Source organism: Pukyongiella litopenaei, from assembly GCF_003008555.2.
GTDB lineage: Bacteria > Pseudomonadota > Alphaproteobacteria > Rhodobacterales > Rhodobacteraceae > Pukyongiella > Pukyongiella litopenaei.
In genome coordinates, this window is the sequence record NZ_CP027665.1 from 2,882,404 (window position 1) to 2,905,377 (window position 22,974).

At 68.2% G+C, this 22,974-nt stretch carries 22 protein-coding genes; 11 read left to right on the plus strand and 11 right to left on the minus strand.

From position 1 onward, the window contains the following. Positions 1–11: 11 nt before the first annotated feature. The 3 genes from kdsA to C6Y53_RS14285 are packed head-to-tail and all read right to left on the minus strand — an operon-like array spanning position 12 to position 3,114. Positions 12–845 (minus strand): 3-deoxy-8-phosphooctulonate synthase, encoded by an 834-nt coding sequence (gene kdsA / locus C6Y53_RS14275; RefSeq protein WP_106473037.1) that lies wholly within the window; start codon positions 843–845, stop codon positions 12–14. 3 nt (positions 846–848) lie between these two features. Continuing rightward, entirely contained in the window at positions 849–2,477 is a 1,629-nt protein-coding gene (locus tag C6Y53_RS14280) for a KpsE/RkpR family capsule polysaccharide export protein (protein ID WP_106473038.1), read from the minus strand. Continuing rightward, positions 2,455–3,114, minus strand: a complete 660-nt coding sequence (locus C6Y53_RS14285) for an ABC transporter ATP-binding protein (RefSeq protein WP_106473039.1) — start codon at positions 3,112–3,114, stop codon at positions 2,455–2,457. The genes C6Y53_RS14280 and C6Y53_RS14285 overlap by 23 nt, the downstream gene beginning before the upstream one ends. Positions 3,115–3,261: 147 nt before the next feature. Here C6Y53_RS14285 and C6Y53_RS14290 point away from each other — a divergent pair, with 147 nt between their 5' ends. Both C6Y53_RS14290 and C6Y53_RS14295 read left to right on the plus strand, forming a co-directional pair. Further along, positions 3,262–3,909 (plus strand): uracil-DNA glycosylase family protein, encoded by a 648-nt coding sequence (locus tag C6Y53_RS14290; protein WP_106473040.1) that lies wholly within the window; start codon positions 3,262–3,264, stop codon positions 3,907–3,909. Next, a complete protein-coding gene (locus tag C6Y53_RS14295; RefSeq protein WP_106474122.1) occupies positions 3,899–4,684 on the plus strand; it encodes an SseB family protein in 786 nt (261 codons plus the stop codon). The genes C6Y53_RS14290 and C6Y53_RS14295 overlap by 11 nt, the downstream gene beginning before the upstream one ends. A gap of 79 nt (positions 4,685–4,763) precedes the next feature. Here the strand turns inward: C6Y53_RS14295 and yghU are convergent, their stop codons facing one another. Next, positions 4,764–5,672, minus strand: coding sequence for a glutathione-dependent disulfide-bond oxidoreductase (gene yghU, locus C6Y53_RS14300; RefSeq protein WP_106473041.1), 909 nt, complete (start codon positions 5,670–5,672; stop codon positions 4,764–4,766). Between the two features lie 218 nt (positions 5,673–5,890). On the opposite strand from yghU, the gene C6Y53_RS14305 reads away from it, so the two are divergent. Continuing rightward, the gene (locus C6Y53_RS14305) at positions 5,891–6,424 is read left to right on the plus strand and encodes a YHS domain-containing (seleno)protein (RefSeq protein ID WP_106473042.1); all 534 of its coding nucleotides are present in this window, start codon (positions 5,891–5,893) and stop codon (positions 6,422–6,424) included. 122 nt (positions 6,425–6,546) lie between these two features. Here the strand turns inward: C6Y53_RS14305 and C6Y53_RS14310 are convergent, their stop codons facing one another. Together C6Y53_RS14310 and C6Y53_RS14315 are read right to left on the minus strand one after the other, a co-directional pair. Then, positions 6,547–7,122, minus strand: a complete 576-nt coding sequence (locus C6Y53_RS14310) for a GcrA family cell cycle regulator (RefSeq protein ID WP_106473043.1) — start codon at positions 7,120–7,122, stop codon at positions 6,547–6,549. An 88-nt stretch (positions 7,123–7,210) separates the two neighbouring features. Then, on the minus strand, positions 7,211–8,137 hold the full coding sequence (locus tag C6Y53_RS14315; protein ID WP_106474123.1) for a DMT family transporter: 927 nt from the start codon (positions 8,135–8,137) through the stop codon (positions 7,211–7,213). 251 nt (positions 8,138–8,388) lie between these two features. Between C6Y53_RS14315 and C6Y53_RS14320 the strand changes: the two genes are divergently transcribed. Both C6Y53_RS14320 and argF read left to right on the plus strand, forming a co-directional pair. After that, complete coding sequence (locus C6Y53_RS14320; RefSeq protein WP_106473044.1) at positions 8,389–9,564, plus strand: aspartate aminotransferase family protein; 1,176 nt, start codon at positions 8,389–8,391, stop codon at positions 9,562–9,564. 80 nt (positions 9,565–9,644) lie between these two features. Next, the gene (gene argF, locus C6Y53_RS14325; protein ID WP_106473045.1) at positions 9,645–10,571 is read left to right on the plus strand and encodes an ornithine carbamoyltransferase; all 927 of its coding nucleotides are present in this window, start codon (positions 9,645–9,647) and stop codon (positions 10,569–10,571) included. A gap of 46 nt (positions 10,572–10,617) precedes the next feature. Here the strand turns inward: argF and C6Y53_RS14330 are convergent, their stop codons facing one another. Continuing rightward, complete coding sequence (locus C6Y53_RS14330) at positions 10,618–12,117, minus strand: inorganic phosphate transporter (RefSeq protein WP_106473046.1); 1,500 nt, start codon at positions 12,115–12,117, stop codon at positions 10,618–10,620. A 329-nt stretch (positions 12,118–12,446) separates the two neighbouring features. Between C6Y53_RS14330 and C6Y53_RS14335 the strand changes: the two genes are divergently transcribed. Next, complete coding sequence (locus C6Y53_RS14335) at positions 12,447–13,196, plus strand: SDR family NAD(P)-dependent oxidoreductase (protein ID WP_106473047.1); 750 nt, start codon at positions 12,447–12,449, stop codon at positions 13,194–13,196. Positions 13,197–13,200: 4 nt separating this feature from the next. On the opposite strand, the gene hrpB is transcribed toward C6Y53_RS14335, so the two are convergent. Next, a complete protein-coding gene (gene hrpB / locus C6Y53_RS14340) occupies positions 13,201–15,669 on the minus strand; it encodes an ATP-dependent helicase HrpB (protein WP_106474124.1) in 2,469 nt (822 codons plus the stop codon). Between the two features lie 107 nt (positions 15,670–15,776). Here hrpB and meaB point away from each other — a divergent pair, with 107 nt between their 5' ends. After that, entirely contained in the window at positions 15,777–16,751 is a 975-nt protein-coding gene (meaB, locus tag C6Y53_RS14345) for a methylmalonyl Co-A mutase-associated GTPase MeaB (protein ID WP_106473048.1), read from the plus strand. 102 nt (positions 16,752–16,853) lie between these two features. Here meaB and C6Y53_RS14350 read toward each other — a convergent pair whose 3' ends face one another. Further along, positions 16,854–19,088 carry an NADP-dependent isocitrate dehydrogenase gene (locus C6Y53_RS14350; protein WP_106473049.1) on the minus strand — a complete coding sequence of 745 codons (2,235 nt, stop codon included), beginning with the start codon at positions 19,086–19,088 and terminating at the stop codon, positions 16,854–16,856. 325 nt (positions 19,089–19,413) lie between these two features. Between C6Y53_RS14350 and rpmB the strand changes: the two genes are divergently transcribed. From rpmB to C6Y53_RS14365, 3 genes are all read left to right on the plus strand, one after another. After that, entirely contained in the window at positions 19,414–19,701 is a 288-nt protein-coding gene (gene rpmB, locus C6Y53_RS14355; protein WP_106473050.1) for a 50S ribosomal protein L28, read from the plus strand. 91 nt (positions 19,702–19,792) lie between these two features. Next, positions 19,793–20,137, plus strand: a complete 345-nt coding sequence (locus tag C6Y53_RS14360; RefSeq protein WP_106473051.1) for a hypothetical protein — start codon at positions 19,793–19,795, stop codon at positions 20,135–20,137. A 47-nt stretch (positions 20,138–20,184) separates the two neighbouring features. After that, positions 20,185–20,646 carry a copper chaperone PCu(A)C gene (locus C6Y53_RS14365; RefSeq protein WP_106473052.1) on the plus strand — a complete coding sequence of 154 codons (462 nt, stop codon included), beginning with the start codon at positions 20,185–20,187 and terminating at the stop codon, positions 20,644–20,646. A gap of 26 nt (positions 20,647–20,672) precedes the next feature. On the opposite strand, the gene C6Y53_RS14370 is transcribed toward C6Y53_RS14365, so the two are convergent. Next, complete coding sequence (locus C6Y53_RS14370) at positions 20,673–21,374, minus strand: NAD-dependent deacylase (RefSeq protein ID WP_106474125.1); 702 nt, start codon at positions 21,372–21,374, stop codon at positions 20,673–20,675. A 103-nt stretch (positions 21,375–21,477) separates the two neighbouring features. Between C6Y53_RS14370 and C6Y53_RS14375 the strand changes: the two genes are divergently transcribed. Continuing rightward, positions 21,478–21,930 carry a low molecular weight protein-tyrosine-phosphatase gene (locus tag C6Y53_RS14375; protein ID WP_106474126.1) on the plus strand — a complete coding sequence of 151 codons (453 nt, stop codon included), beginning with the start codon at positions 21,478–21,480 and terminating at the stop codon, positions 21,928–21,930. Here the strand turns inward: C6Y53_RS14375 and C6Y53_RS14380 are convergent. Beyond that, positions 21,927–22,892 (minus strand): LysR family transcriptional regulator, encoded by a 966-nt coding sequence (locus C6Y53_RS14380; RefSeq protein WP_106473053.1) that lies wholly within the window; start codon positions 22,890–22,892, stop codon positions 21,927–21,929. The two genes, C6Y53_RS14375 and C6Y53_RS14380, sit on opposite strands and share 4 nt — an antisense overlap. Positions 22,893–22,974: the final 82 nt, after the last annotated feature.

Genomic DNA, 22,974 nt, shown 5'->3' on the forward strand with positions numbered 1-22,974 from the left:
TCTGGTTCTGCTCAGATTTCAATCGGGTTTGCCTTAGCAAGGCCATCAAAACGCATCAATGTGTCAATCAAACCGGGCATCTGGTCGAGATAGATCATGTTGGGACCGTCACAGGGGGCGTTGTCGGGATCCTGGTGGGTCTCCATGAATACGCCGGCAACGCCGACCGCCACGGCCGAACGGGCCATGACCGGCGCGAATTCCCGCTGCCCGCCCGATGCACCGCCCAGACCGCCCGGTTGGGCCACGGTATGGGTGGCGTCCATGATCACCGGATACCCGGTGCGCCCCATTTCGGGCAGTGACTGCATGTCGACCACGAGGCGGTTGTAGCCAAAGCTGACGCCGCGTTCGGTCAGCATGATATTGTGATTGTTCGTGCTTTCGATCTTGGCGGCGACATTCTGCATGTCCCAGGGGGCCAGAAACTGCCCTTTCTTGACATTGACCGCGGCGCCGGTCGATCCGGCGGCTTTCAGCAGCGCGGTCTGGCGGCACAGAAAGGCCGGGATCTGCAGGATGTCGCAGATTTCGGCCACGCTGGCACATTGTTCCTTTTCGTGAACATCCGTCGTGACCGGCACGCCGATCGCTTCCTTCACCGATTTCAGGACCGCCAGGCCCTTTTCCAGGCCCAGGGCCGGGGCGGCGTCGATCGATGTCCTGTTCGCCTTGTCGAAGGACCCTTTGAACACATATTGCGCGCCGGCGGCGTCACAGGCTTCCTTCAGCCGTCCGGCGATCATCTGGGCGTGGTCCGCCGTTTCGAGTTGGCACGGACCGGCGATCACGGTCAGCGGGCGGTCATTGCCGATGGTCAGGCCGGCGACGGAAACATGTTTCATGGCTTAGGACGATACCTGTTCTCGGAGGATGGAGGCGGTCAGCGACAGCAACAGATAGATACCCGCAAAGACCAGGAATGCCAAAAGCGTATTTTCGAACTTCCGGGGATAGCTGGCCGCGTCCGCCGCGACGGGTTCGACCGAGGTGGTCAGGTAGCGGACCTGGCGGTTGGCCTCCATCCGGGTCTGTTCGAGCTGCTGGAGCGCCGATTGCAGCATCATGTCGCGGGCGGCGAGGTCGGCCTGCGCCATCTGGATGCGGACCGACAGCTGCGCCAGTGAATTTTCGCCCGCGCTGGCATCGGTCATGCGCATGTTGAGATCGTTCAGCAGGTTTTCGAGCCGTCCGACATCGCCGCGTGCGCCGTCGACCTTGGCCTGGTTGGGGCGGGCGTTGTCCAGCAGGGCGGCCAGTTGCAGCTGCTTTTCCTGCAGTTGAAGCTCGACATTGTTGATCTGGCTGCGCAGGCTCGCGATCACCCCTTCGGGATCGAGAACGGCGCCCTGCTGTTGCAGTTCCACCAGGGCTTCCTGCGCGTCGCGCCGGGCGACCTGGGCTTGTTCGAACCCTTCCATCGCGTCCCGCATCTGGTCGCCGCGTTTCTGCTGCGACAGGTTGTTGACCCGTTCCTCGGCATAGGTGATCAGGCGCCGCGAAAACTCGGCGGCCAGTTCCGGATCGGCGGCGATCACCTCCATGCGGATCACGCCTTCGGTCGGATCGTAGCCGATCTTCACGTTCTTGCGGTAGATCCGGTATGCGTCTTCGTTGGAGGCGTCGGTGTCGAGCCGCTGGATCGGGTCGATCCGGTCCTGTTCGAAATGCGCCTTGAAGCCCATGTCGCGATCCAGCCGCAGCATCGCATCGCGGGATTCCAGATAGGACTGCACCGCGATCGAATCCTGGCTGGTGGCAAATTGCGTGCCCGACAGCAACCCGCCCAGACCGCTGCCGCCGGCATTGTCCGCCTGCAGGATCAGGAAGCCGGAGTTTGATGCATACATCGGCGTCGCCACCCGGTAGAAATACCACCCGGCCACCAAAGCGGGCAGGAACACGAAAAAGCTCAGCCGCGCCAGCAGCAGCGCCAGCCGGCGGCGGCGCCGGCGCACGATATCGCGCTGGATCCCGGTGATTTCCTTCTCGCGCCTTGCCGCGGGGCTGAGTTCGGTCGAAGGCAGTTCGGTCCGGCGCGGTTCGAATTTCTGCGGCAGATGCACATGATCCCCGCTGTCGCCCTCTGGTTTCCGTCCCGGCTGGCCTGCCATGGTTTCGAACGCGTCCGGCGCGCCGGTCTGTGGATCGGCGCCGCCGCGCGGCACGACCAGTTCCAGCATGTTCGAGCGTTTGAACGGGTCGATGTTCTTTTGCCGCAGCAGGCGCACCGCGTCATGTTCGTCGGCCGGTTCCAGGCCGTGTTTCTCGGCCACCCGCAGGGCCATGCGCAACTGGCGGCCGGTCAGGCCCTCGGCGCGGATCGCCTCGAGTTCGGCGTCGACGGGGTTTTCCGCCGCCGCGTCCCCGCCGTCGCCATCCGCGGCCTCGCCGGTGCCGGCGGGGTTGGGGGCGTCGGCCTGGCTCGCGCTGGTGCGGCGGATGCGGAACTTGCTAGCCTTGGGTCTGGTAGTCATAGAGTTGCCTTGCCTCTTCCAAGGTGTCGAACATATGCAGCCGCCCGTCCTTGAGCACGGCGGCCGAACTTGCGAATTTTTCCAGCGTCTGCGCCTGGTGCGAGACGATCACGATGGTCGTGTTGCGCAGCCGTTCCTGCAGGATCGCCCCGGCCTTGCGGTTGAATTCCACATCCGTGGTGCCGGGCATGCCTTCGTCGATCAGGTAGATGTCGAATTCAAGCGCCAGCATCAGCGCGCAGGAGAACCGCGCCCGCATACCCGACGAATAGGTGGCCAACGGCTGGTCGAAATATTCGCCCAGATCGCAGAGCCACCGGCAATAAGCCTCGACGTAATCGGGATCGAGCCCGTAGAGCTTGGCGATATAGCGGCTGTTTTCCATCGCCGACACCTTGCCGACCACGCCGCCCATGAAACCCAGCGGGAAGGACACGTTGCAACTGCGCCTGATTTCGCCCTCGTCGGGTTTCTCAAGTCCCGCCATCATGTTGATCAGCGTTGTCTTGCCGGTGCCGTTGGGCGCGAGAATGCCCAGCGACCGGCCGAGTTCGACCCGGAACGACGCTTCGTGCAGGATCACCTTGCGGCGGGTGCCTGTCCAGAAGGATTTGCTGACATTCTCGAACTCGATCATCGTGCCGCCCGATACCGGCGCTCCGTTGGTGGTGTCCCGGGCAGGAACATGCCCTCCTGCCGCTCTAGCAGCGGTGTGTTAACGCCCGATAGACGTAGTGACGCGTTATTATGTAGAATTGCAGGGGAATTATCCAATGGGAATGACATGGCGCGCGCCGGACGGCCCGAGAACGTGACCCCCGCGCACGGGGCCGGAGGCGAACCGGCGCTGGCCGATCGGATCCGGGCCTGCCGGATCTGCAGTGACCGGTTTGCCGCCACCGCGACGGCCCATGCGCCGCGCCCGGTGGTCTGGTTCCGTCCAGGCGCGCGGCTATTGATCGCGGGGCAGGCGCCCGGTGCGCGGGTCCATGCATCGGGGCGCCCCTTTACCGATCCCTCCGGTGACCGGCTGCGCGACTGGCTGGGGATCGGCGAGGACGTGTTCTATGACCTCTCGCGCGTGGCGGTGGTGCCGATGGCGTTCTGTTTCCCGGGCTACGACGATCGCAAGGCCGACCTGCCGCCGCCGCCGGTCTGCGCGCGGACCTGGCACGGGCAGGTGATGGCGGAGCTGGGCGAGGCGCCGCTGGTGGTGCTGGTGGGCGGTCATGCCCATCGCTGGCACCTGGGGACACGCGCGGGCGTGACCGAAACCGTGGCGGGCTGGCGCGCCCATGCGCCGTGGGTGTTCCCCTTGCCTCATCCGTCCTGGCGCAATACGGCATGGCTGAAACGCAATCCGTGGTTCGCGGCCGAGCTGTTGCCGGCCCTGCGCGTGCGGGTGCAGGAGGTTCTGGATGGTGCAGGATGAGACCCCGCTGGACGCGGCCCACGCGGCGATGGTGGCGGACGAGGCCGACGATACCGCGCGGCTGCGGTTCTACGACCGGCTGGCCGATGCCGAGCTGTTCCTGCTGCTGACGGGGGAACCGGATGGCGATGACATCACGCCCGAACTGTTCGATACCGGCGAGGGCCGGTTCGCGCTGGGTTTCGACCGGGCCGAACGGCTGGCCGAGTTCACCGGCCGGCCCGCGCCCTACGCGGCGCTGTCGGGCCGGGTGCTGGCCGGGTTGCTGGCCGGGCAGGGGATCGGGCTGGCGCTGAATCCCGAGGTGGCGCCATCGTCGATGCTGTTGCCCGCCGCGGCGCTGGGCTGGCTGCGCGACACGCTCGACCAGGGTCCGGGCACGGTAGAGGCGTGGATAGCCGCCTTCACACCGCCGGCGGGCCTGCCCCCCGCGCTGCTTGCCGCGCTTGATGCCAAGCTGGCCACCGCCGCCGGACTGGCGCGGGCGGCCTGGTTGGTCGGGGTCGAATATGCCGGCGGCGGTCGCGGTCACCTGCTGGGCTTTGTCGATGCGGTCGAAGGCGCCCAGACGGCCCTGGCCGGGGCGGTGTCCGAGGCGCTGGTGTTTTCCGGGCTCGAGGCCGGGATGCTCGATGTGGGGTTCTTTGCCGCCGACGATCCCGCCGCCGCGCGCATGGCCGGGCCGGGGCTGCGCTTCGATCTTCCCGAACCCGAACCGCCCGCCCGGCCCTCGACCCCCGGATCGGACCCGGACCGCCCGCCCATCCTGCGCTGAGCCGGTCCACGCCGCCAACTATGACGGCGTGGGGCAGGGGGCATGCCGCGCCGCCGCCCCGCGAAACCGGGCGCGTTGCTCAGTCCGCCGCGTCGCCCTCTGGCGCCAGCTTGTCCTGGGTGTTGGTGTCGAAATCCCCCGCGTCGTGGCGTTCGTGAAGCTGCAATTCGGGGTTGCCGAAGGTGCGGTTCACCATCCGTCCACGCAGCACCGCCGGGCGCGCGTCGACCGCCCGGGCCCAGCGCTGCACGTTGGCATAGCTTTCGACATCCAGGAACTCGCCCGCCTCGTAGAGCCGTCCCAGCGCCAGTTGCCCATACCACGGCCAGATCGCGATATCGGCGATGGAATACGCGTCGCCGGCGATGAATTCGCGATCGGCCAGTTGCCGGTCCAGCACGTCGAGCTGGCGTTTGGCCTCCATCGCGAAGCGGTTGATCGGATATTCCCATTTCTCCGGCGCATAGGCATAGAAATGGCCAAAGCCGCCGCCCAGGTAGGGCGCGCTGCCCATCTGCCAGAACACCCAGTTCATCACCTCGGTCCGGTCCGGGCCGGTGGCGGGCAGCAACGCCCCGAACTTCTCGGCCAGGTGGAACAGGATCGACGCGCTTTCGAATACCCGCACCGGTTCATCGCCGGACCGGTCCCACAGGGCCGGGATCTTGGAATTCGGGTTGGCCTCGACGAACCCGCTGCCGAACTGGTCGCCCTCGCCGATATTGATCAGCCAGGCATCGTATTCCGCGCCCGCATGGCCAAGCGCCAGCAGCTCTTCGAGCATCACCGTGGCCTTCACGCCATTGGGCGTGGCCAGCGAATAGAGCTGCATCGGATGTTTGCCCACCGGCAGGACCCGGTCATGGGTCGGGCCGGCGACCGGGCGGTTGATGCTGGCAAATCGCCCGCCGCTTTCGCTGTCCCAGGTCCAGACCGCGGGCGGCTGATACGGGGCGGGGTCGTTGGAATGCTTGTCGGCGTCTTTCATCGGGTCAGGTCCATCCATCGCGTTGCGCTGACAGCACATATATCCGCAATCGCCCGCTCGAACAGGCCCTCATTCTGTGCAGCAGATCACATCGGCTCCGCGGCCATCACAGGGGCGCGAGTCCCCCTTCGCGCGGCCGGGGCAATGCCTATTATCGGATGCGGTGGCGGCCGCCCGCGGCCCGCCCGATCAGGCCCGACCGTGATTGAGAGGACAGGATGACCCGTTTCGCACTTGCCATCGCCGCCGCCGCCACGGCGTTCACCGTGTTGAACAGCCTGCCCGCCCGGGCCGGGGATCAATATGTCGACAGCACCGGCTTTGCCGTGTCCGGCCATGACGTGGTCGCCTATTTCGACCTCGAACAGGCGCCGGTCGGACAGGCCCAGCCCGCCGCCGTGCCGGGGCGCGCCGACATCACCGCCGAATGGAACGGGGCCACCTTCGCCTTTGCCAGCGAAGCCAACCGTGACAGGTTTGTCGCCAGTCCCGGGCAGTACGCCCCGCAATATGACGGCCATTGTGCCTATGGCGTGTCCAAGGGCGGCAAGGTGCCCGGCAACCCGAACCTGTGGCGCATCGTCGATGGCAAGCTGTTCCTGAACATCACCGAGACCGTGGTCGGGTTCTGGGAAGAGGACATTCCCGGCAACATCTCGACCGCCGAAGGCAATTGGCCGGGGATCGAAGCCGCGCCGGCCTCGGAAAACCCGATCCCGAACTACAGTTCGGACGCACCGGTTGCCGACTGACGCCGGGACAGGGTCACCGGGACAGGGTCAGCCCAACAACATCACCGCAGGCGGCGACCACGGCCGCCCGGCAACGCCCATTGCCCGGTCTTGCGGTCGCGCAAAAAATCCGGCGACCGGGATCAGCGGCGGCGGTCGCGGCGGGCGCTCATCGGCTGGAAGGCCACGCCGACATGGGCCTCGCAATAGGGTTTGCCGACCTGCACCGGCAGGCCGCAGAACCAGAAATCCTCGGTCGCCGGGTCGCCCACCGGCCATTTGCAGGTGCGTTCGGTCAGTTCCATCAGGCCCAGCTTCTTGGCCTTCTTCTCGACCTCGTTGACCTTGGCCAGCGCTTCGGGGCTGATTTCATTGGCCGATGGCTGCGGCGGCAGCGGCTGGCCCGCCGGGATGATCTGCCGGCGCGCGGGCATCGCGGGTTTCGCATCGGCCGGTGCCGGCTGCGCGGCGGGACGGGCCGGTTCGGTCTTGGGCGCGGGCTTCGGCGCGGCCTCGGCCTTGGGCGCGGCTTTCGGCTCGGCGGGTTTGGCGGCGGCGGCGGCGCCGCCGCTCTGGCGGTTGGACAGGCCCAGCCGATGTACCTTGCCGATCACCGCGTTGCGGGTCACGCCGCCCAGTTCCTTTGCGATCTGGCTGGCCGACTGGCCTTCGCCCCACAGTTTCTTGAGCAGATCGACGCGCTCTTCGGTCCAGGACATGGGCACCCTTTCAAAGCTGGAAGGCGGCCAAAGCGCGGCCGCCTTCGATAAGTCTCTAGGCCATATATACTAGTCGATGCGGGGGAAGTTACAAGGCTTCGCGGCGCTGATCCTGCCCGGAACCGGGCGGGATCGGTGTCCGCGCCCGCGCCTCGCGCCAGGCCAGCAGCAGCGCACCGGCCAGGATCACCGCGGCCCCGGCCGCCGATACCGCGTCGGGCACCGCACCGAACACGGCGAGATCGTAAAGCGCGGCAAAGATCAGCGCGGCATAGCTGAACGGTGCCACGAAACTGGCATCGGCCCGCGCCAAGGCATTGACATAGAGCACCTGCGCCGCCGCCATCAACGCGCCGATCCCCGCCAGGGCCGCCCATTGCGCCGGTGTCGGCGGCTGCCAGACCGGCAGCACCGCCGCCGTGGCGATGCACAGCCCGATGCCGTTGTTGATCAGCAGGATCTGCAGCACCGGTTCGCGCCCGGACAGTTTCTTGATGAAAATCAGCTCCATCCCCATCGCCGCGGCCGCGCAAAGCGCGAGCATCGCCGCGGGCTGAAAGCTCTCGGGGGTCGGGCGCAGCAGGATCAGCGCGCCGCTCATCGCGATCGCGGCGGCGGCCCAGCGCACCGGCCCCACCTTTTCTCCCAGCAGCGGGATCGCCAGCATCATCGCGAAGACCGGGTTGAGAAAGCTGATCGCGGTGGCGTCGGCCATCGGGATGAACGCGACCGAGGCGAACATCAGCGTCACCCCGGCCCAGCCGAATGCGGTGCGCGCCAGGTGCATCCGCCAGCGGATGTTGCCCAGCGCCGGGCGCAGGATCCCGGTCGCTCCGGCCACCAGGACGAAGGCGAACAGGAACCGCCCCTGCGAAATCTGCAGCGGGTTCAGCGGCGTGCCCAGCGCGCCGGTGCCGATCGCCTTGGCCAGCAACGTGGTGCCCGCGATGAACGCGGTGGCAGCCGTCACCATCAGCGCGGCGATGGCGGGATTGGGGGTCCGGGGCGTGAACATGCGCCGGTTATGGGCGCCGCGATCCGGCGCGGCAATCCGCATTCGGCGTTTCGCCCTTCCTTTTCGCGCCGAAACCGGCTAGGGCGGGGTCATGATCCGGCGACGCCACACCCCTACGCTCCGACGCCGCAGCGCCTGAGGCCTGCGCCCGATCACTTGCGCCACCACCGGCGCCCCTTTCGCACATCATTGACGAAACGGCCCCGGCTGATGCACTCAGGGGGCTCAAACTCTCCGGAAGGAAACCCCAGATGATCCCGTCCATCCTGCCGACCTACAACCGTGCGCCGCTCGAATTCGTCAGCGGCGCGGGCGCCTGGCTGACCGAGGCGGATGGCCGACGTTTCCTGGATCTCGGCGCCGGTATCGCGGTCAATGCGCTCGGCCACGCCCACCCGGCGCTGGTCGAGGCCCTGACAGCACAGGCGCAGGCGCTGTGGCATGTCTCCAACCTCTACGGCATCGTCCAGCAGCAGGCGCTGGCCGACCGGCTGGTGGCGGCCACCTTCGCCGACACCGTGTTCTTCACCAATTCGGGCACCGAGGCCTGCGAACTGGCGGTCAAGATGGCGCGCAGGCATTTCCACGACTTCGGCCAGCCGGACCGGGTCGGGATCATCGCCTTCGAGGGGTCGTTCCACGGCCGGTCCTCGGCGGGCATCGCCGCCTCCGGGTCCGAGAAGATGACCAAGGGATTTGGCCCGCTGCTGCCCGGTTTCACGCAGCTGCCATTCTGCGATATCGACGCCGTGCGCGCCGCGATCACCGATACCACCGCCGCGATCCTGGTCGAACCGGTGCAGGGCGAAGGCGGCATCCGCCCGGTGCCCGATGCCGACCTGCGGGCGCTGCGCGCGCTCTGCGACGACCACGGCCTGCTGCTGATCCTCGACGAGGTGCAATGCGGCATGGGCCGCACCGGCCGGCTCTTTGCCCATGAATGGGCCGGGATCGCGCCCGACATCATGATGGTGGCCAAGGGTATCGGCGGCGGTTTCCCGCTCGGCGCGGTGCTGGCGACCGAGGCTGCGGCCTCGGCCATGACCGCGGGCACGCACGGGTCCACCTATGGCGGCAACCCGCTGGGCTGCGCGGTGGGCTGCGCGGTGATGGACATCGTCTCCGACCCGGATTTCCTGGCGGATGTGAACCGCAAGGCGGGGCTTTTGCGCCAGAAGCTCGAAGGGCTCGCGGCCGCCCATCCCGATGTGTTCGAAGAGGTGCGCGGCGTGGGCCTGATGCTGGGCCTGAAATGCCGGGCCGCCAATGCCGATGTGGTCGCGGCGGGCCATGCCGAACAGGTCCTGACCGTTCCGGCCGCCGACAACGTGATACGCCTGCTGCCGCCGCTGACCATCACCGAGGACGAAATCGCGGAGGCGGTCGACCGGCTCGACCGCGCCGCGGCGCGGGTGACCGCCGCGTGATCCTTCATCTTGCCAGATAAACTCCGGGGAGCGCGAGGGGCTGGCCCCTCGCTCCCGCACCCAGACACGGGACCGAACCGATGAACCATTTTCTCGATATCCACAAGACGGACGCCGCAGACCTGCGCGGCATGATCGACCAGGCCGGCGCGATGAAACAGGCCCGCCTGGGCCGGCCCAGGGCGGCCGCCGATGACAGCCAGCCGCTGGCCGGGCGCATGGTGGCGCTGATCTTCGAAAAACCCTCGACCCGCACCCGGGTCTCCTTTGACCTCGGGGTGCGCCAGATGGGCGGGCAGACCATGGTGCTGTCGGGCAATGACATGCAGCTGGGCCATGGTGAAACGATCGCCGACACCGCCCGAGTGCTGTCGCGCTATGTGGACATGATCATGATCCGCACATTCGACGAATCCGTGCTGATCGAAATGGCCGAATATGCGGATGTACCGGTGATCAACGGGCTGACCGACCGCACCCATCCCTGCCAGATCATGGCCGATGTCCTGACCTACGAGGAACATCGTGGCCCGATCGCCGGAAAAAAAGTTGTCTGGTGCGGCGATGGCAACAATGTCTGCGCCTCGTTCCTGCATGCCGCCGGCCAGTTCGGCTTCGACCTGACCTTCACCGGGCCGCCGCAGCTGGACCCCGAGGCCGAGTTCATGGGCTTTGCCCGCGACCGGGGATCGGCGGTGCGGATCGAACGCGACGCGGTCAAGGCGGTCGAGGGCGCCGATCTCGTCGTGGCCGATACCTGGGTGTCGATGCATGACAGCCAGTCCTCCAAGGAACGCCGCCACAACATGCTGCGCCCGTATCAGGTCAACGCCGAACTGATGTCCCATGCGCGGCCCGACGCTCTGTTCATGCACTGCCTGCCGGCCCATCGCGAGGAAGAGGCGACCTCCGAGGTTATGGACGGGCCCCATTCGGTGATCTTCGACGAGGCCGAGAACCGGCTGCACGCGCAGAAGGCGGTGATGCGGTGGTGCCTGGGCGTCTGAGCCGGGCCGAATCTGGTCCCGAACTGCCCCCATATGGACCCGGAGGTCAGTTCGCGACCGCGTTCAGCACGAGGAAGATCCCGCCCGACAGCAGCGCGGCGGCGGGAACGGTCACGATCCAGGCCGCGACGATGGTCATGAAATGCGACCGGCGCACCAGCTTGCGGCGCTGGCGTTCCGCCCGTGGCAGGCGTTGCTCGGGCGGGCGCTGCGCGCTCGACACCCGCAGGCGGCGCTGCTCCATGTGCCATTCGCGGTAGAACCCGACGCCGAACACCCCGCCCACGGCGATATGGGTGGAACTGACCGGCAGGCCCAGCCAGCTGGCGACGATGACCGTGATCGCCGCCGACAGGGCGACACAGAAGGCGCGCATCGGGTTCAGCTTGGTGATCTGGCTGCCGACCATGCGGATCAGCTTGGGGCCGAACAGGAACAGCCCGAAGGAAATGCCGAAGGCGCCGATCACCATCACCCAGGTCGGGATCGCCACCCTGGCCGCGAAATCGCCGGCCTCGGCCGCATGCACGATCGCCGCCAGCGGTCCCACCGCGTTGGCCACGTCATTGGCGCCATGGGCGAAACTCAGCAGCGCCGCCGAGATCACCAGCGGCAGCCCGAACAGCGTCTTCAGCGACTTGTTGCGGTTCTCCAGCCCCTCGGACTGGCGGTGGATCAGCGGCCGCGCCACGGCCCATGCGATGCCACCCACCACCAGGCCGATCAGCAGCGCGGCGGACAGGTCGATCCGGACCACCCGTTTCAGCCCTTTCAACGCCAGGTAGGATGCAAAGGCGCCGGCCATGATCGCCACCAGCAGCGGCACCCAGGTCCGGGCCGCGGCGATCTTGTCCTCGCGATAGATGATCCGGTGCTTGATCAGCGCGAGGAACCCCGCCGCCACCGCACCGCCGAGCACGGGCGAAATCACCCAGCTCGCCGCGATCGCGCCCATGGTCGGCCAGCTGACCGAGGCCAGCCCGGCCGCGGCGATGCCCGCGCCCATCACGCCGCCGACCACGGAATGGGTCGTCGAGACCGGGGCGCCGATCCAGGTCGCCAGGTTGACCCAGAGCGCCGAGGAAATCAGCGCCGCCATCATCGCCCAGATGAAGGTGTCGGCATCGGCCACCGCTGAGGGGTCGATGATCCCCTTGGATATGGTCGACACCACGTCGCCGCCGGCCAGCAGCGCGCCCGCGCTTTCGAAAATCGCCGCGATCAGGATCGCGCCGCCCAGCGTCAGCGCGTTGGCACCGACCGCCGGACCCATGTTGTTGGCCACGTCATTGGCGCCGATATTGATCGCCATGTAGGCGCCGAACCCGGCGGCCGTGACCACGATCATGTTCACCGGGAACTGTCCCAGCAGCACCGCCGACGCGATGCCGGCGAACACGATGAAGGCAAGCGCGATGCTCGGTGCGACCATCGGGCGGGCGACATAGGTCGTCGCCTCCTCGATCCGCGAGATGCGTTTCAGATCCCGGTCAAGCGTTGTCCAGCGATTGGTGTTCGATGTCTGCGGTTCCGGCGCCCCGGTCATCGCTTCGCCCTCATGGTGGTTTGGACGAAGCGGCTAGACGCAACACGCGCCGGTTGCAACGAAAACGTGACACGAGGCGACCGGGCAGCGCGGTGTGATGTCCGCATGTTGCAAGCTGAACCGGCCGGAACCGCTGGATCCGACCGGTTGCGGACTGCCCGTCCCGCCAGTTGTGAAGTACCCTTATCCTTGTTTTTCCCTGCGATTCCGCCTTCTTTGTAGCAGTTGTCGCGGGTGTAACCGGACTTTGGTGAGCAAAGGTTAACAATTTACTAATATCGAATGAGAAGATTCACCAAGCCGAAAAAAATCGAAGGGAGACAAGACAGGTGAAAGCAGCACTGATAACCGGCGCGGCGCGTGGCATCGGGTTCGCCACTGCCGGGCTCCTGACAGAGCGCGGTTGGCGAATGGCGATTCTCGACCGGGACGCAGCGGCGCTGGATGCGGCGGCGGCCGCGCTGCCCGGGGCGCTGCCGATCCTGGCGGACGTGTCGGACCCGGCCCAGGTCGAAGCGGCGCGCGACCGGATCACGGCCGGGTTCGGACGGCTCGACGGACTGGTGAACAATGCCGGCGTCGCCGAGTTCGGCCCCATCGGCGAAACCGGTTTCGACTGCTGGCGCAGGGTGATGGCGACCAATCTCGACGGGCCGTTCCTGATGACGCAGGCGTTTGCGACCCTGCTGGCGGCGGACGGCGGTGGGGCGGTGGTCAATGTCACCTCGATCTCGGGGCTGCGCGCCTCGACCCTGCGTGTGGCCTATGGCACGTCCAAGGCCGCGCTGGCGCAGCTGACGCTGCAACAGGCCGCCGAACTGGGCGAACGGGGCATCCGCGTGAATGCGGTGGCGCCGGGCCCGGTCGACACCAAGCTGGCGCTGGCGGTTCACACGCCCGACATCCGGGCCGCCTATCACGATGCCATCCCGCTCAACCGCTACGGCAAGGAAGACGAGATCGCCGCGGTGATCGCCTTTCTGCTGTCGGACGAGGCGAGCTATGTCACCGGCCAGGTCGTGGCCGCCGATGGTGGGTTCCAGGCCACGGGCATCGGCCTGCCCAGCCTCCGGGGCTGACCGCCTAGCGCCGTTTCGCACGCAGGGTCGGATCGGCCCGGGTCGGGTCTTCGGGCCAGGGATGCCTGGGATAACGCGCCCGCATGTCCTTGCGTACATCCGCGTAGGACCCGGCCCAGAAACCGGGCAGGTCACGGGTCACCTGCACCGGTCGTTGCGCGGGTGACAGCAAGGTGATCTTCAGCGGTTCGCCCGCCGATGCCGGATGGGTGGTGACGCCGAACAGTTCTTGCAGGCGCAGAGCGATCTCGGGGCCTTCGGGCGTATAGTCGATCGGCACCCGGCGGCCCAGCGGCGTGGTGAAATGCGCAGGCACCTTGCGGTCGAGCTCCTGCATCCGGTCCCAGCCCAGCGCCGCGCGCAGGGCGGGCAGGGGGTCGAACCCCTTCCAGCCCGCGGCGTCGCGGATGCAGTCCAGATGCGGGGCCAGCCAGTCTTCGAGCGTCGCCAGTAGGCCGGGTTCGGAGAAATCGGGCAGCTCCGCGCCGGTCGCCCGCAGCAGTTCGACCCGCGCCGCCAGCCGCGCCGCATCGCCCGACAGCCGCAATCCCAGGTCGCGCACGCCGTCGCACATCGCCCGCGCCACCGCCTCGGCGGGCGCCTGTTTCCAGACCCGGTCCTGCAGCACCACCGCGCCCAGGTTTTCCTGCCGGCGCGCCACAACCCGGCGGTCGCGTTTCGACCAGGCGCAGGTCTCGCGCCAGCCGATCCTGTCGGCGTAGAGATCGCGCAACTCGCCCTCGGTGATCGTTGCCGCGAGGCGGATGCGGGCCTCGCGCCGGTCGCCGTCGAGGTCGGCGGCCACCAGCAGCGGCGTTCCCGCCAGCGGATCGGCGTCGTCCAGCACCGCGCCCTTGCCGCCCGACAGCACGAATCGCGGTGCTTCGCCCCTGCGGCGCTGCCCGATCCGGTCGGGATAGGCCAGCGCCGCCATCGCGCCGGGGCTGAACGATGCGTCGGTGCGTTCCGGCGCTGCCGCTTTCGTCGCCTGCTTCAGCCGGTTCGCCTCGGAGCGGATACGCGACACCGCCCCCGCATCGGCCGGATGCGGGCGGCGCTCGCTGTAGCGGCGCAGGTCGGCCAGCGCCTCCAGCCGCAGCGACAGGTCGGCGGGCGCGGAGCGGGCCAGCGGGTCGCGGTCGCCCAGCAGCGCCGCCAGCGGCGCGGCCTGCGACCCGGCCACCGACAGCATATGCGCCAGCCGCGGATGCAGCGGCAGCGCCGCCAGCGTCCGGCCGTGACCGGTGATGCGGCCGCGCCGGTCCAGCGCCCCCAGCAGGTGCAGCAGGTCGCGCGCCTGCGCCAGTGCGGCATCCGGCGGCGGCGTCAGGAATGGCAGGGCCTCCGCCTCGGCCCCCCATTGCGCCAGGTCCAGCGCCAGCCCGGTCAGGTCCACCGCCTCGATCTCGGCGGGCGGGAACGCCGCCAGCGCGCCGTCCTCGCCCCGCGCCCACAACCGATAGCAGACGCCCGCCGCCACCCGTCCCGCGCGGCCCGCGCGCTGGGTCGCCTCGGCGCGCGTGACCCGTTCGGTCACCAGCCGCGACATTCCCGAGCCGGGATCGAACCGCGCCCGCCGCGCCTGACCGCCATCGACCACCACCCGGATGTCGGGAATGGTCAGCGAGGTTTCGGCGATCGAGGTCGCCAGCACGATCCTCCGGTCCCGTGCCGACGCCGGGGCCAGCGCCTTTTGCTGTTCGGCAAAGGGCAGCGCGCCATAAAGCGGCCTGACCACGCAATTCGCGGGCAGCCGTCCCGACACCAGCGCCTGGACCCGGCGGATTTCCCCCGCGCCCGGCAGGAACACCAGCATGCCGCCGCCGGTTTCCCGCGTCTCGGTCTCGGCACGGACCACCAGATCGGCCAGCGCGCCCTCCCGCCGCGTGCCCGGCGGCAGCGGATGGTCGAGCCAGCGTGTCTCGACCGGATGGCCGCGGCCCTCGGAGGTGATCAGCGGCGCCTGCATTAACCCGGCCACGGGGGCCGCGTCCAGCGTCGCCGACATCGCCAGCAGGATGAGGTCGTCACGCAGCGCGGCAGCCACCTCCAGGCACAGGGCCAGACCCAGATCGGCGTTCAGCGACCGCTCGTGGAACTCGTCGAAAATCACCGCGCCGACCCCGGACAGTTCGGGATCAGATTGCAGCATCCGGGTCAGAATGCCTTCGGTCACCACCTCGATCCGGGTTGCGGCCGATACTTTGGCCGCACCGCGCATCCGGTAGCCGACCGTCTGCCCGGCGGCCTCGCCCAGCGTCTGCGCCATCCGCTCGGCGGCGGCCCGGGCGGCCAGCCGGCGCGGCTCCAGCATCACGATCCGGCCCCCGGTCAGCCCCGCGTCGAGCAAGGCCAGCGGCACGCGGGTGGTCTTGCCCGCGCCCGGCGGCGCCTGCAGCACGGCCCGGCCATGGCCGCGCAGGGCGTCCAGCAGGCCGGGCAGGATGTCGTCGATGGGCAGGGCCGGGGTCATGGCCGTCTTATCGCCGCTCGTTTCCGGCAGGTCCAGCGCCCGCGCCTCTGGACATTCCCGCACCCGGCGCGGCATGAAACGGCAGGAACAGGAAACGGGGCCGCCGCATGGATATCGCAGAGCTTGCCGCGGGCGTGGCATCGGGCAACCGCCGGTCGCTGGCCCGCGCGATCACCCTGATCGAAAGCAGCCGCAACGATCACCGCGAACGGGCCGATGCGCTGCTGGATGCGCTGGGCCACAGCGGCAAACAGGCGCTGCGCATCGGCCTGTCCGGCACACCGGGCGTCGGCAAATCCACCTTCATCGAGGCCTTCGGCATGATGCTGGTCGGTCAGGGCCTGCGCGTCGCGGTGCTGGCCGTCGACCCGTCCAGCACGCGGTCGGGCGGCTCGATCCTCGGCGACAAGACGCGGATGGAACGGCTCAGCCGCGAAGCCAGTGCCTTCATCCGGCCCTCGCCCAGCCAGTCGCAACTCGGCGGGGTCGCGCGCCGCACGCGCGAGGCGGTGGCACTGTGCGAAGCGGCGGGGTTTGACGTGGTGCTGATCGAAACCGTCGGCGTGGGCCAGTCGGAAACCGTGGTCGCCGAAATGTCGGACCTGTTCCTGCTGTTGCTGGCGCCCGCGGGCGGCGACGAATTGCAGGGCGTCAAACGCGGCATCATGGAAATGGCCGACCTGATCCTGGTCAACAAGGCCGATGGCGACCTGTTGCCCACCGCGCGGCGCACCTGCGCCGATTACGCAGGCGCCCTGCGGCTGTTGCGCAAGCGTTCGCAAGATCCCGACGGGTTCCCCAAGGCGCTGCTGGTCTCGGCAACAAAAGGCACTGGCCTGTCCGAGGCCTGGGCCGAGATGAACGCGCTGGCCGACTGGCGCAAGGACAACGGCCACTGGGCGGCGCACCGGGCCGCGCAGGCCCGATACTGGTTCGCCGAAGAGGTCCGGCAGGCGCTGCTGGCCCGCCTGAGCACCGCCGCCGCGCGGGACCGGATGCGCGATCTGGGCGATGACGTGGCCCGGGGCGCGCTCGCGCCGGCGGCCGCCGCGCGCCTGTTGCTGGCCGATCTGGGGGCCTGACCTGGGGGCCTGACCCGACTCGGCGCGCGGGTCCGCTGCTTCATCTTGCCGGATAAACTCCGGGGAGCCCGAGGGGCTGGCCCCTCGGTCCCGCAGATACCGTTAAGCGCGATCCTCGCCGATGATCGCATTCAGCGTCGCACTGGGGCGCATCACCGCCGCGGTCCGGGCCGGATCGGCGTGGTAATACCCGCCCAGCTCCGCCGGTGCGCCCTGCACGGCGGCCAGTTCCGACAGGATCGCCGCTTCGTTTTCGGCCAACGCCCTGGCGACCGGCGCGAACTCGGCCGCCAGATCGCTATCGCCGTCCTGGTCGGCCAGTGCCTCGGCCCAGTAGCGCGCAAACCAGTAATGGCTGTCGCGGTTGTCGGGCTGGCCGACCTTGCGCCCGGGCGAGCGGCCATTGTCGAGAATGCCCTGCGTCGCCGCTTCGGCCGCCGCGCCCAGCACGCCCGCCTTGGCGTTGCCACGGGCATCGGCGAGGAAATTCAGGCTTTCCCCCAACGCGCAGAATTCGCCCATCGAATCCCAGCGCAGGTGGTTTTCCTCGACCAGCTGCTGAACGTGTTTCGGAGCCGAACCGCCGGCGCCGGTTTCGAACAGGCCGCCGCCCTGCATCAGCTTGACGATCGACAGCATCTTGGCCGAGGTGCCCAGTTCCAGGATCGGGAACAGGTCGGTCAGGTAGTCGCGCAGCACGTTGCCGGTGATCGCGATGCTGTCCCGTCCGGCGGTGATCGTCTCCAGCGATTGCCGGGTCGCCTCGCGCGGGGCCATGATCCGGAATTGCTCCGCGACGCCCGCGGCGTCCAGCGCCGGTTTCACATAGCCGATCAGCTGTGCGTCATGGGCGCGGTCCGCATCCAGCCAGAAGATCGCCTCGGACCCGGTCAGCCGCTGCCGGTCCATCGCCAGCTGGATCCAGTTTTCGATCGGGGCCTTGTTCACGGTGCAGGCCCGCCAGATGTCGCCGGCCTCGACCTCATGCGCATGCAGCGTTTCGCCATTGGCCAGAACGATGCGGATGGTGCCGTCGGCGGGTGCCTCGAACGTGGTCGGATGCGACCCGTATTCCTCGGCCTTCTGCGCCATCAGGCCGACATTGGCCACGGCCCCGGCGGTGGCCGGGTTCAGCGCGCCATTGGCCTTGAAGAAGCGGATGGCCTCGTCATAGACCGGGGCATAGCAGGTGTCGGGGATCACGCAGTTGGTGTCACCCTTGGCACCGGTTTCGTCCCAGCCCTTGCCGCCGGCGCGGATCACCGCCGGCATCGAGGCGTCGATGATCACGTCGGACGGAACGTGCAGGTTGGTGATGCCCCGGTCGGAATCGACCATGTACATCGACGGCCGTTCGGCGGTCAGCGCCGCGATATCGGCCTTGATGGCCGCCGCGTTCGGCAGCGTGTCGATCCGTGCCAGCACGTCGCCCATGCCGGCATTGGGGTTGACGCCGGCGGCCTTCAGGTCGTCGGCATATTTGTCGAAAACCGGCGCCAGCCAGGCGCGCACCGCGTAGCCGAAGATGATCGGGTCCGACACTTTCATCATCGTGGCCTTCATGTGCAGCGAGAACATGGTGCCGTCGGCCCTGGTGTCTTCGATGGCGCCGGCCAGGAATTCCGACAGCGCCCTGACCGACATGAAAGTGGCGTCCACGACCGTGCCGTCACCCAGCGTCCAGCCATCCCGCAGCACGGAGACCGCGCCGTCTTTGCCTTCGAACTCGATCCGCGCATCGCCCGCCTGCGCGGCGGCGAGGGTGGCGGATTTCTCGTTGGCGTAGAAATCATTGCCCGGCATCGACGATACCTTGGTCTTGCTGTCCGCCGACCAGTCGCCCATCGAATGCGGGTTCTTCTGGGCGTAGTTCTTGACCGCCCTGGCGGCGCGGCGGTCCGAGTTGCCTTCGCGCAGCACCGGGTTCACCGCCGATCCCTTGATCGCGTCATAGCGCGCGCGGATCGCTTTCTCCGCGTCGGTGGCCGGTTCCTCGGGATAGCCGGGGATGTCATAGCCCTGGCCCTGCAACTCGGCGATCGCAGCCACCAGCTGCGGCACCGAGGCCGAGATGTTGGGCAGCTTGATCACGTTGGCGCCGGGCGTTTTCACCAGATCGCCCAGCGCGGCGAGATCGTCGGACTGACGCTGCGCGTCGGTCAGGTTCTCGGGGAATGCAGCGATGATGCGCCCGGCCAGGGAAATATCGCGGGTGCCGACGCTGACACCGGCCGCCGAGGCGAACTTGCGGATGATCGGCAGGAACGAGGCGCTGGCCAGTTCCGGTGCTTCGTCCACGATGGTATACAGAATGTCGGGCGTGTTGTTCTCGGCCATGTCGTCAACCTCTGTTGCAGGTGAAAGGGAGTTGCCCGCTCCATAGATCATGCGGGGGAGCGGTGCAATTGAACATGCCCGCCCGAACCGGGGCATGTCGCCGCGCCGCGCCGGGCGGTTCGCGGCGCCGGACCGGGGCAAGATCGGGGGCAAACGCGGGGGGCGAAACCGGGGCGGGCGATGTGTCTTGACCCGGTTCGCGATTCCCTCTAAAGCCAGCCAACCAGTTTCCGGGCGCGGCCACAGGCGGCGCCCTTGACGATTTGGCGCAAAGGTCCGGTTCCGGCTCCATCCCGCGCCACCAGACAAGACGAAGGATGACCCCATGTCGCGCCGTTGCGAACTGACCGGAAAAGGCCCGATGACTGGCAACAATGTCAGCCACGCCCACAACAAGACCAGGCGCCGGTTCCTGCCGAACCTGAATGATGTGACCCTGCAGAGCGAAGCCCTGGGCCGCGGCGTCAAGCTGCGGATTTCGGCCGCCGCCCTGCGCAGCGTCGATCATCGCGGCGGTCTGGACGCGTTTCTCGCCAAGGCGAAGGACGAAGACCTGTCGCCCAACGCGCTGAAGGTGAAAAAGGAAATCGCGAAGGCCCAGGCTTCGGCCTGATCCTTTCGCCGTGATCCGTGACAAACGGCCCCGCCCCGGCGGGGCCGTTTGTGCTTGTGCAGGCCGGTCGCCGGGCCTAGACCCTTGGGCCATGGCTGCGGTTCGCACATATCTCGTCCTGATGCTGGCCGCGGTGCTGGCCCTGACCGGCGCCGGCCTGGCCGCGGCCCGCGGCGCCCCTGCCGCGGCGGGCCGGATCGAGATCTGCACCGGCACCGGGCCGGTGATGATCCTGGTCGACGAAGACGGCCAGCCGGTCGGGCCGCGACTCTGCCCTGACAATGCTCTGTCGCTGCTGAACGCCGTTTTCATCCCGGTTCTGCCGGATGATGCCGCCGATATTCCCCGCCGCATCGACCGCCCGCGGGGGCTGGTGCAGTTGCACCCCCGCGACCTGCCGCCGACGCAGGCCCGCGCGCCGCCCGTGCCGGTCTGACGCCGACACCGACCTACACTATCAATACAGATCAAAGGATATGGGCCATGACCCTGAAATCCACGCTTGTCGCGGCAACCGCCGCAATCGCTTTCGCCATTCCCGCCCTTGCCGCCGACACGATCGCCGTGCACGATTCCTATGCGCGCAGCTCGACGGCGACCTCGTCCTCGGGGGCTGCCTTCATGATGATCGAAAACACCGGCGACACGGATGATCGGCTGGTGTCGGCCGCGTCGGACATCGCGGCGCGGGTCGAACTGCACACCCACAAGGAAAACGCCGACGGTGTCATGCAGATGATGGAAGTCGAGGAAGGCTTTGTCATTCCCGCCGGCGGCAAGCACATGCTGCAACGCGGTGGCGACCATGTGATGTTCATGGGGCTGAAGGCGCCGCTGGAACAGGGCGCGACGGTTCCGGTGACGCTGACCTTTGAAAAGGCGGGCGAAATGTCGATCGACGTGCCGGTGGACCTCGAGCGCGCACCCGCCAAGATGAGCCACTGATCCGCCGTGATCCCGCGGCCGGGGCGTCAGTCCCGGCCGACCCCTGACAGCAGATCGGCCACCCAGACCGGCACCGTTTCGCTGGCCGGGCCCAGCCGGGACTCGGCAAATTCCGAAGTCACCTCGGACGGCTCGAGGTTGATCTCGACGGTATGGGCGCCCACCGCCCGCGCGTTCTGAACGAACCCCGCCGCGGGCCAGACCTGCCCCGAGGTGCCGATGGCCGCGAACAGGTCGGCCCGCATCAGCGCCTTTTCGATCCGATCCATGTGATAGGGCATCTCGCCGAACCAGACGATATCGGGGCGCGCGCTGCCCCGGCATTGCGGGCAGGGTTCGTCCGCTGCCATGTTTTCGGGCGCGTCCCAGCGGTGGCCGCAGGCGGAACACAGGGCGCGGGACAATTCGCCATGCATGTGGATCACGCGGTCCGCGCCACCGGCCTCGTGCAGGCCATCGACATTCTGGGTGACGATGACCACGTCGCCGGGCCAGTCCCGCTGCAGCAGGCCCAATGCCACATGGGCCGGATTCGGGCGTGCGGCGGCCGCCTTGGCGCGGCGCGCGTTGTAGAAGCCCTGCACCAGATCGGGGTCGCGGGCAAAGCCCTCGGGCGTCGCCACGTCTTCCAGCGGGTAGCGGGTCCAGATCCCGCCCGCATCGCGAAACGTGTCCAGCCCGCTCTCGGCCGAGATGCCGGCGCCGGTCAGGATCACGATGGTCTTCATGCCGGTCCCGTGCGTGGGCGGCTGCCGCGGGACCGCGCTGCTCTGGTCTTTCCCATGCAAATGCCCCATTCCTGTCGGCGCGATGCTAACCGGGACCGCGCCGATGACCAACCGAATCCTTTTTGTCTGCCTCGGCAATATCTGCCGGTCGCCCGCCGCCGAGGCGGTGCTGCGGGGGCTGGCGCCACAATTCGAGATAGACAGCGCCGGCACCTCGGACTGGCATGTGGGTGAGCCGCCCTACCAGCCGATGCAGGCGGCCGCCGCCGCGCGCGGGCTGGACCTGTCGGCCCTGCGCGCGCGCCAGTTCTCGACCGCCGATTTCGACCGGTTCGACCTGATCCTGGGCATGGACGGCGACAATGTGGCCAAGGTCGAAACCCTGCGCCCGCATGGGCACCCGACGCCGGTGCGGCGGTTCACGGACTACGCGCCCGATCCGGGCGCGACCCATGTGCCCGATCCCTATTACACCCGCGATTTCGACGGCGTGCTGGACCTGATCGAAAGCTGCGCCCGTGGACTGGTCGCCGCGTTGGACAGGGGTGCGGTCTAGCCGCCGATCAGCCGCAATTCACCTGCCAGCCAGGGCAGCCGGGCCACCGCCGGGTCGATCATCTGCGCCTGCAGCAGGTTGCGCATGGTCCGCGCCACCTCGCGCGGCACCCGGTCGGCCCAGTCGGCGGCGGCATAGAGCGATATGGTGCGGGCAAAGGACCCGAATGGCAGCGGGTGCGCGTCCATGCCGTCATGGAACCGCGCCGCGCGCATGTAGCCCAGCGGCGTCGTCACCGTCCAGCCGATCCGGCGGGCCACCATCGCCATCAGCGCCAGGTGGCTGCCGATCTCGAACCGGTCCTCGAACGTGACCTGCTGGCGGGACAGGTGGGCCTCGATCTGGCGCGAGATCAGCTGTTCGCGGTCATAGCGCAGAAACGGCAGATCGGCGATGTCGTCGAGGATGCCGTCGCCGCCCCGCGTGATGCCGGCCGGGGCCACGAGGATGAACGGGTCTCGCGCCAGCTGGTATTCGGTCACGCCGTCCAGCAGCTCGCCGCTGCTGGCGGCGACGGCGATGTTCAGTTCGCGCGCCCGCATCGCGCTCCCGATTTCGAGGCTGGGCGCGGTGATCAGGCGAAACCGGCAGTTGCTCATGCTGTCAGCCAGTGCCGTGGCCAGGCGCGGGGTCAGGTCGTCGTCGAAATCGTCGATCAGCCCGACCGAGAGCGAGGTGAGATCGGACAGGTCCATCACCGAGAGCTCGCTCTGCGCCAGCCGCAATTCCCGCAGCACCTTTTCGGTGCGCGCCAGAAAACTGCGCCCGGCGGGGGTGAGCACCATCGGACGCCGGGAATGATCCACCAGCGTCATCCCCAGCGCGGTTTCGAGATTGCGCATATGCTGGCTGACCGAAGGCTGCGACATGCCCGTGGCGGCGGCGGTGCGCGCCACCGAACCGGTCGCGGCCAGTGCCTCGAACACTTCCAGCCCCCGCAATGTCACACCCTTGGCCAGCATCGACCGCCCCCGCCGTTTCACATTTATTGAAACTGCGGGCGCACGGGGTCAAGCCCGCGTCCGGTCAGCGGTGAAACGGGCC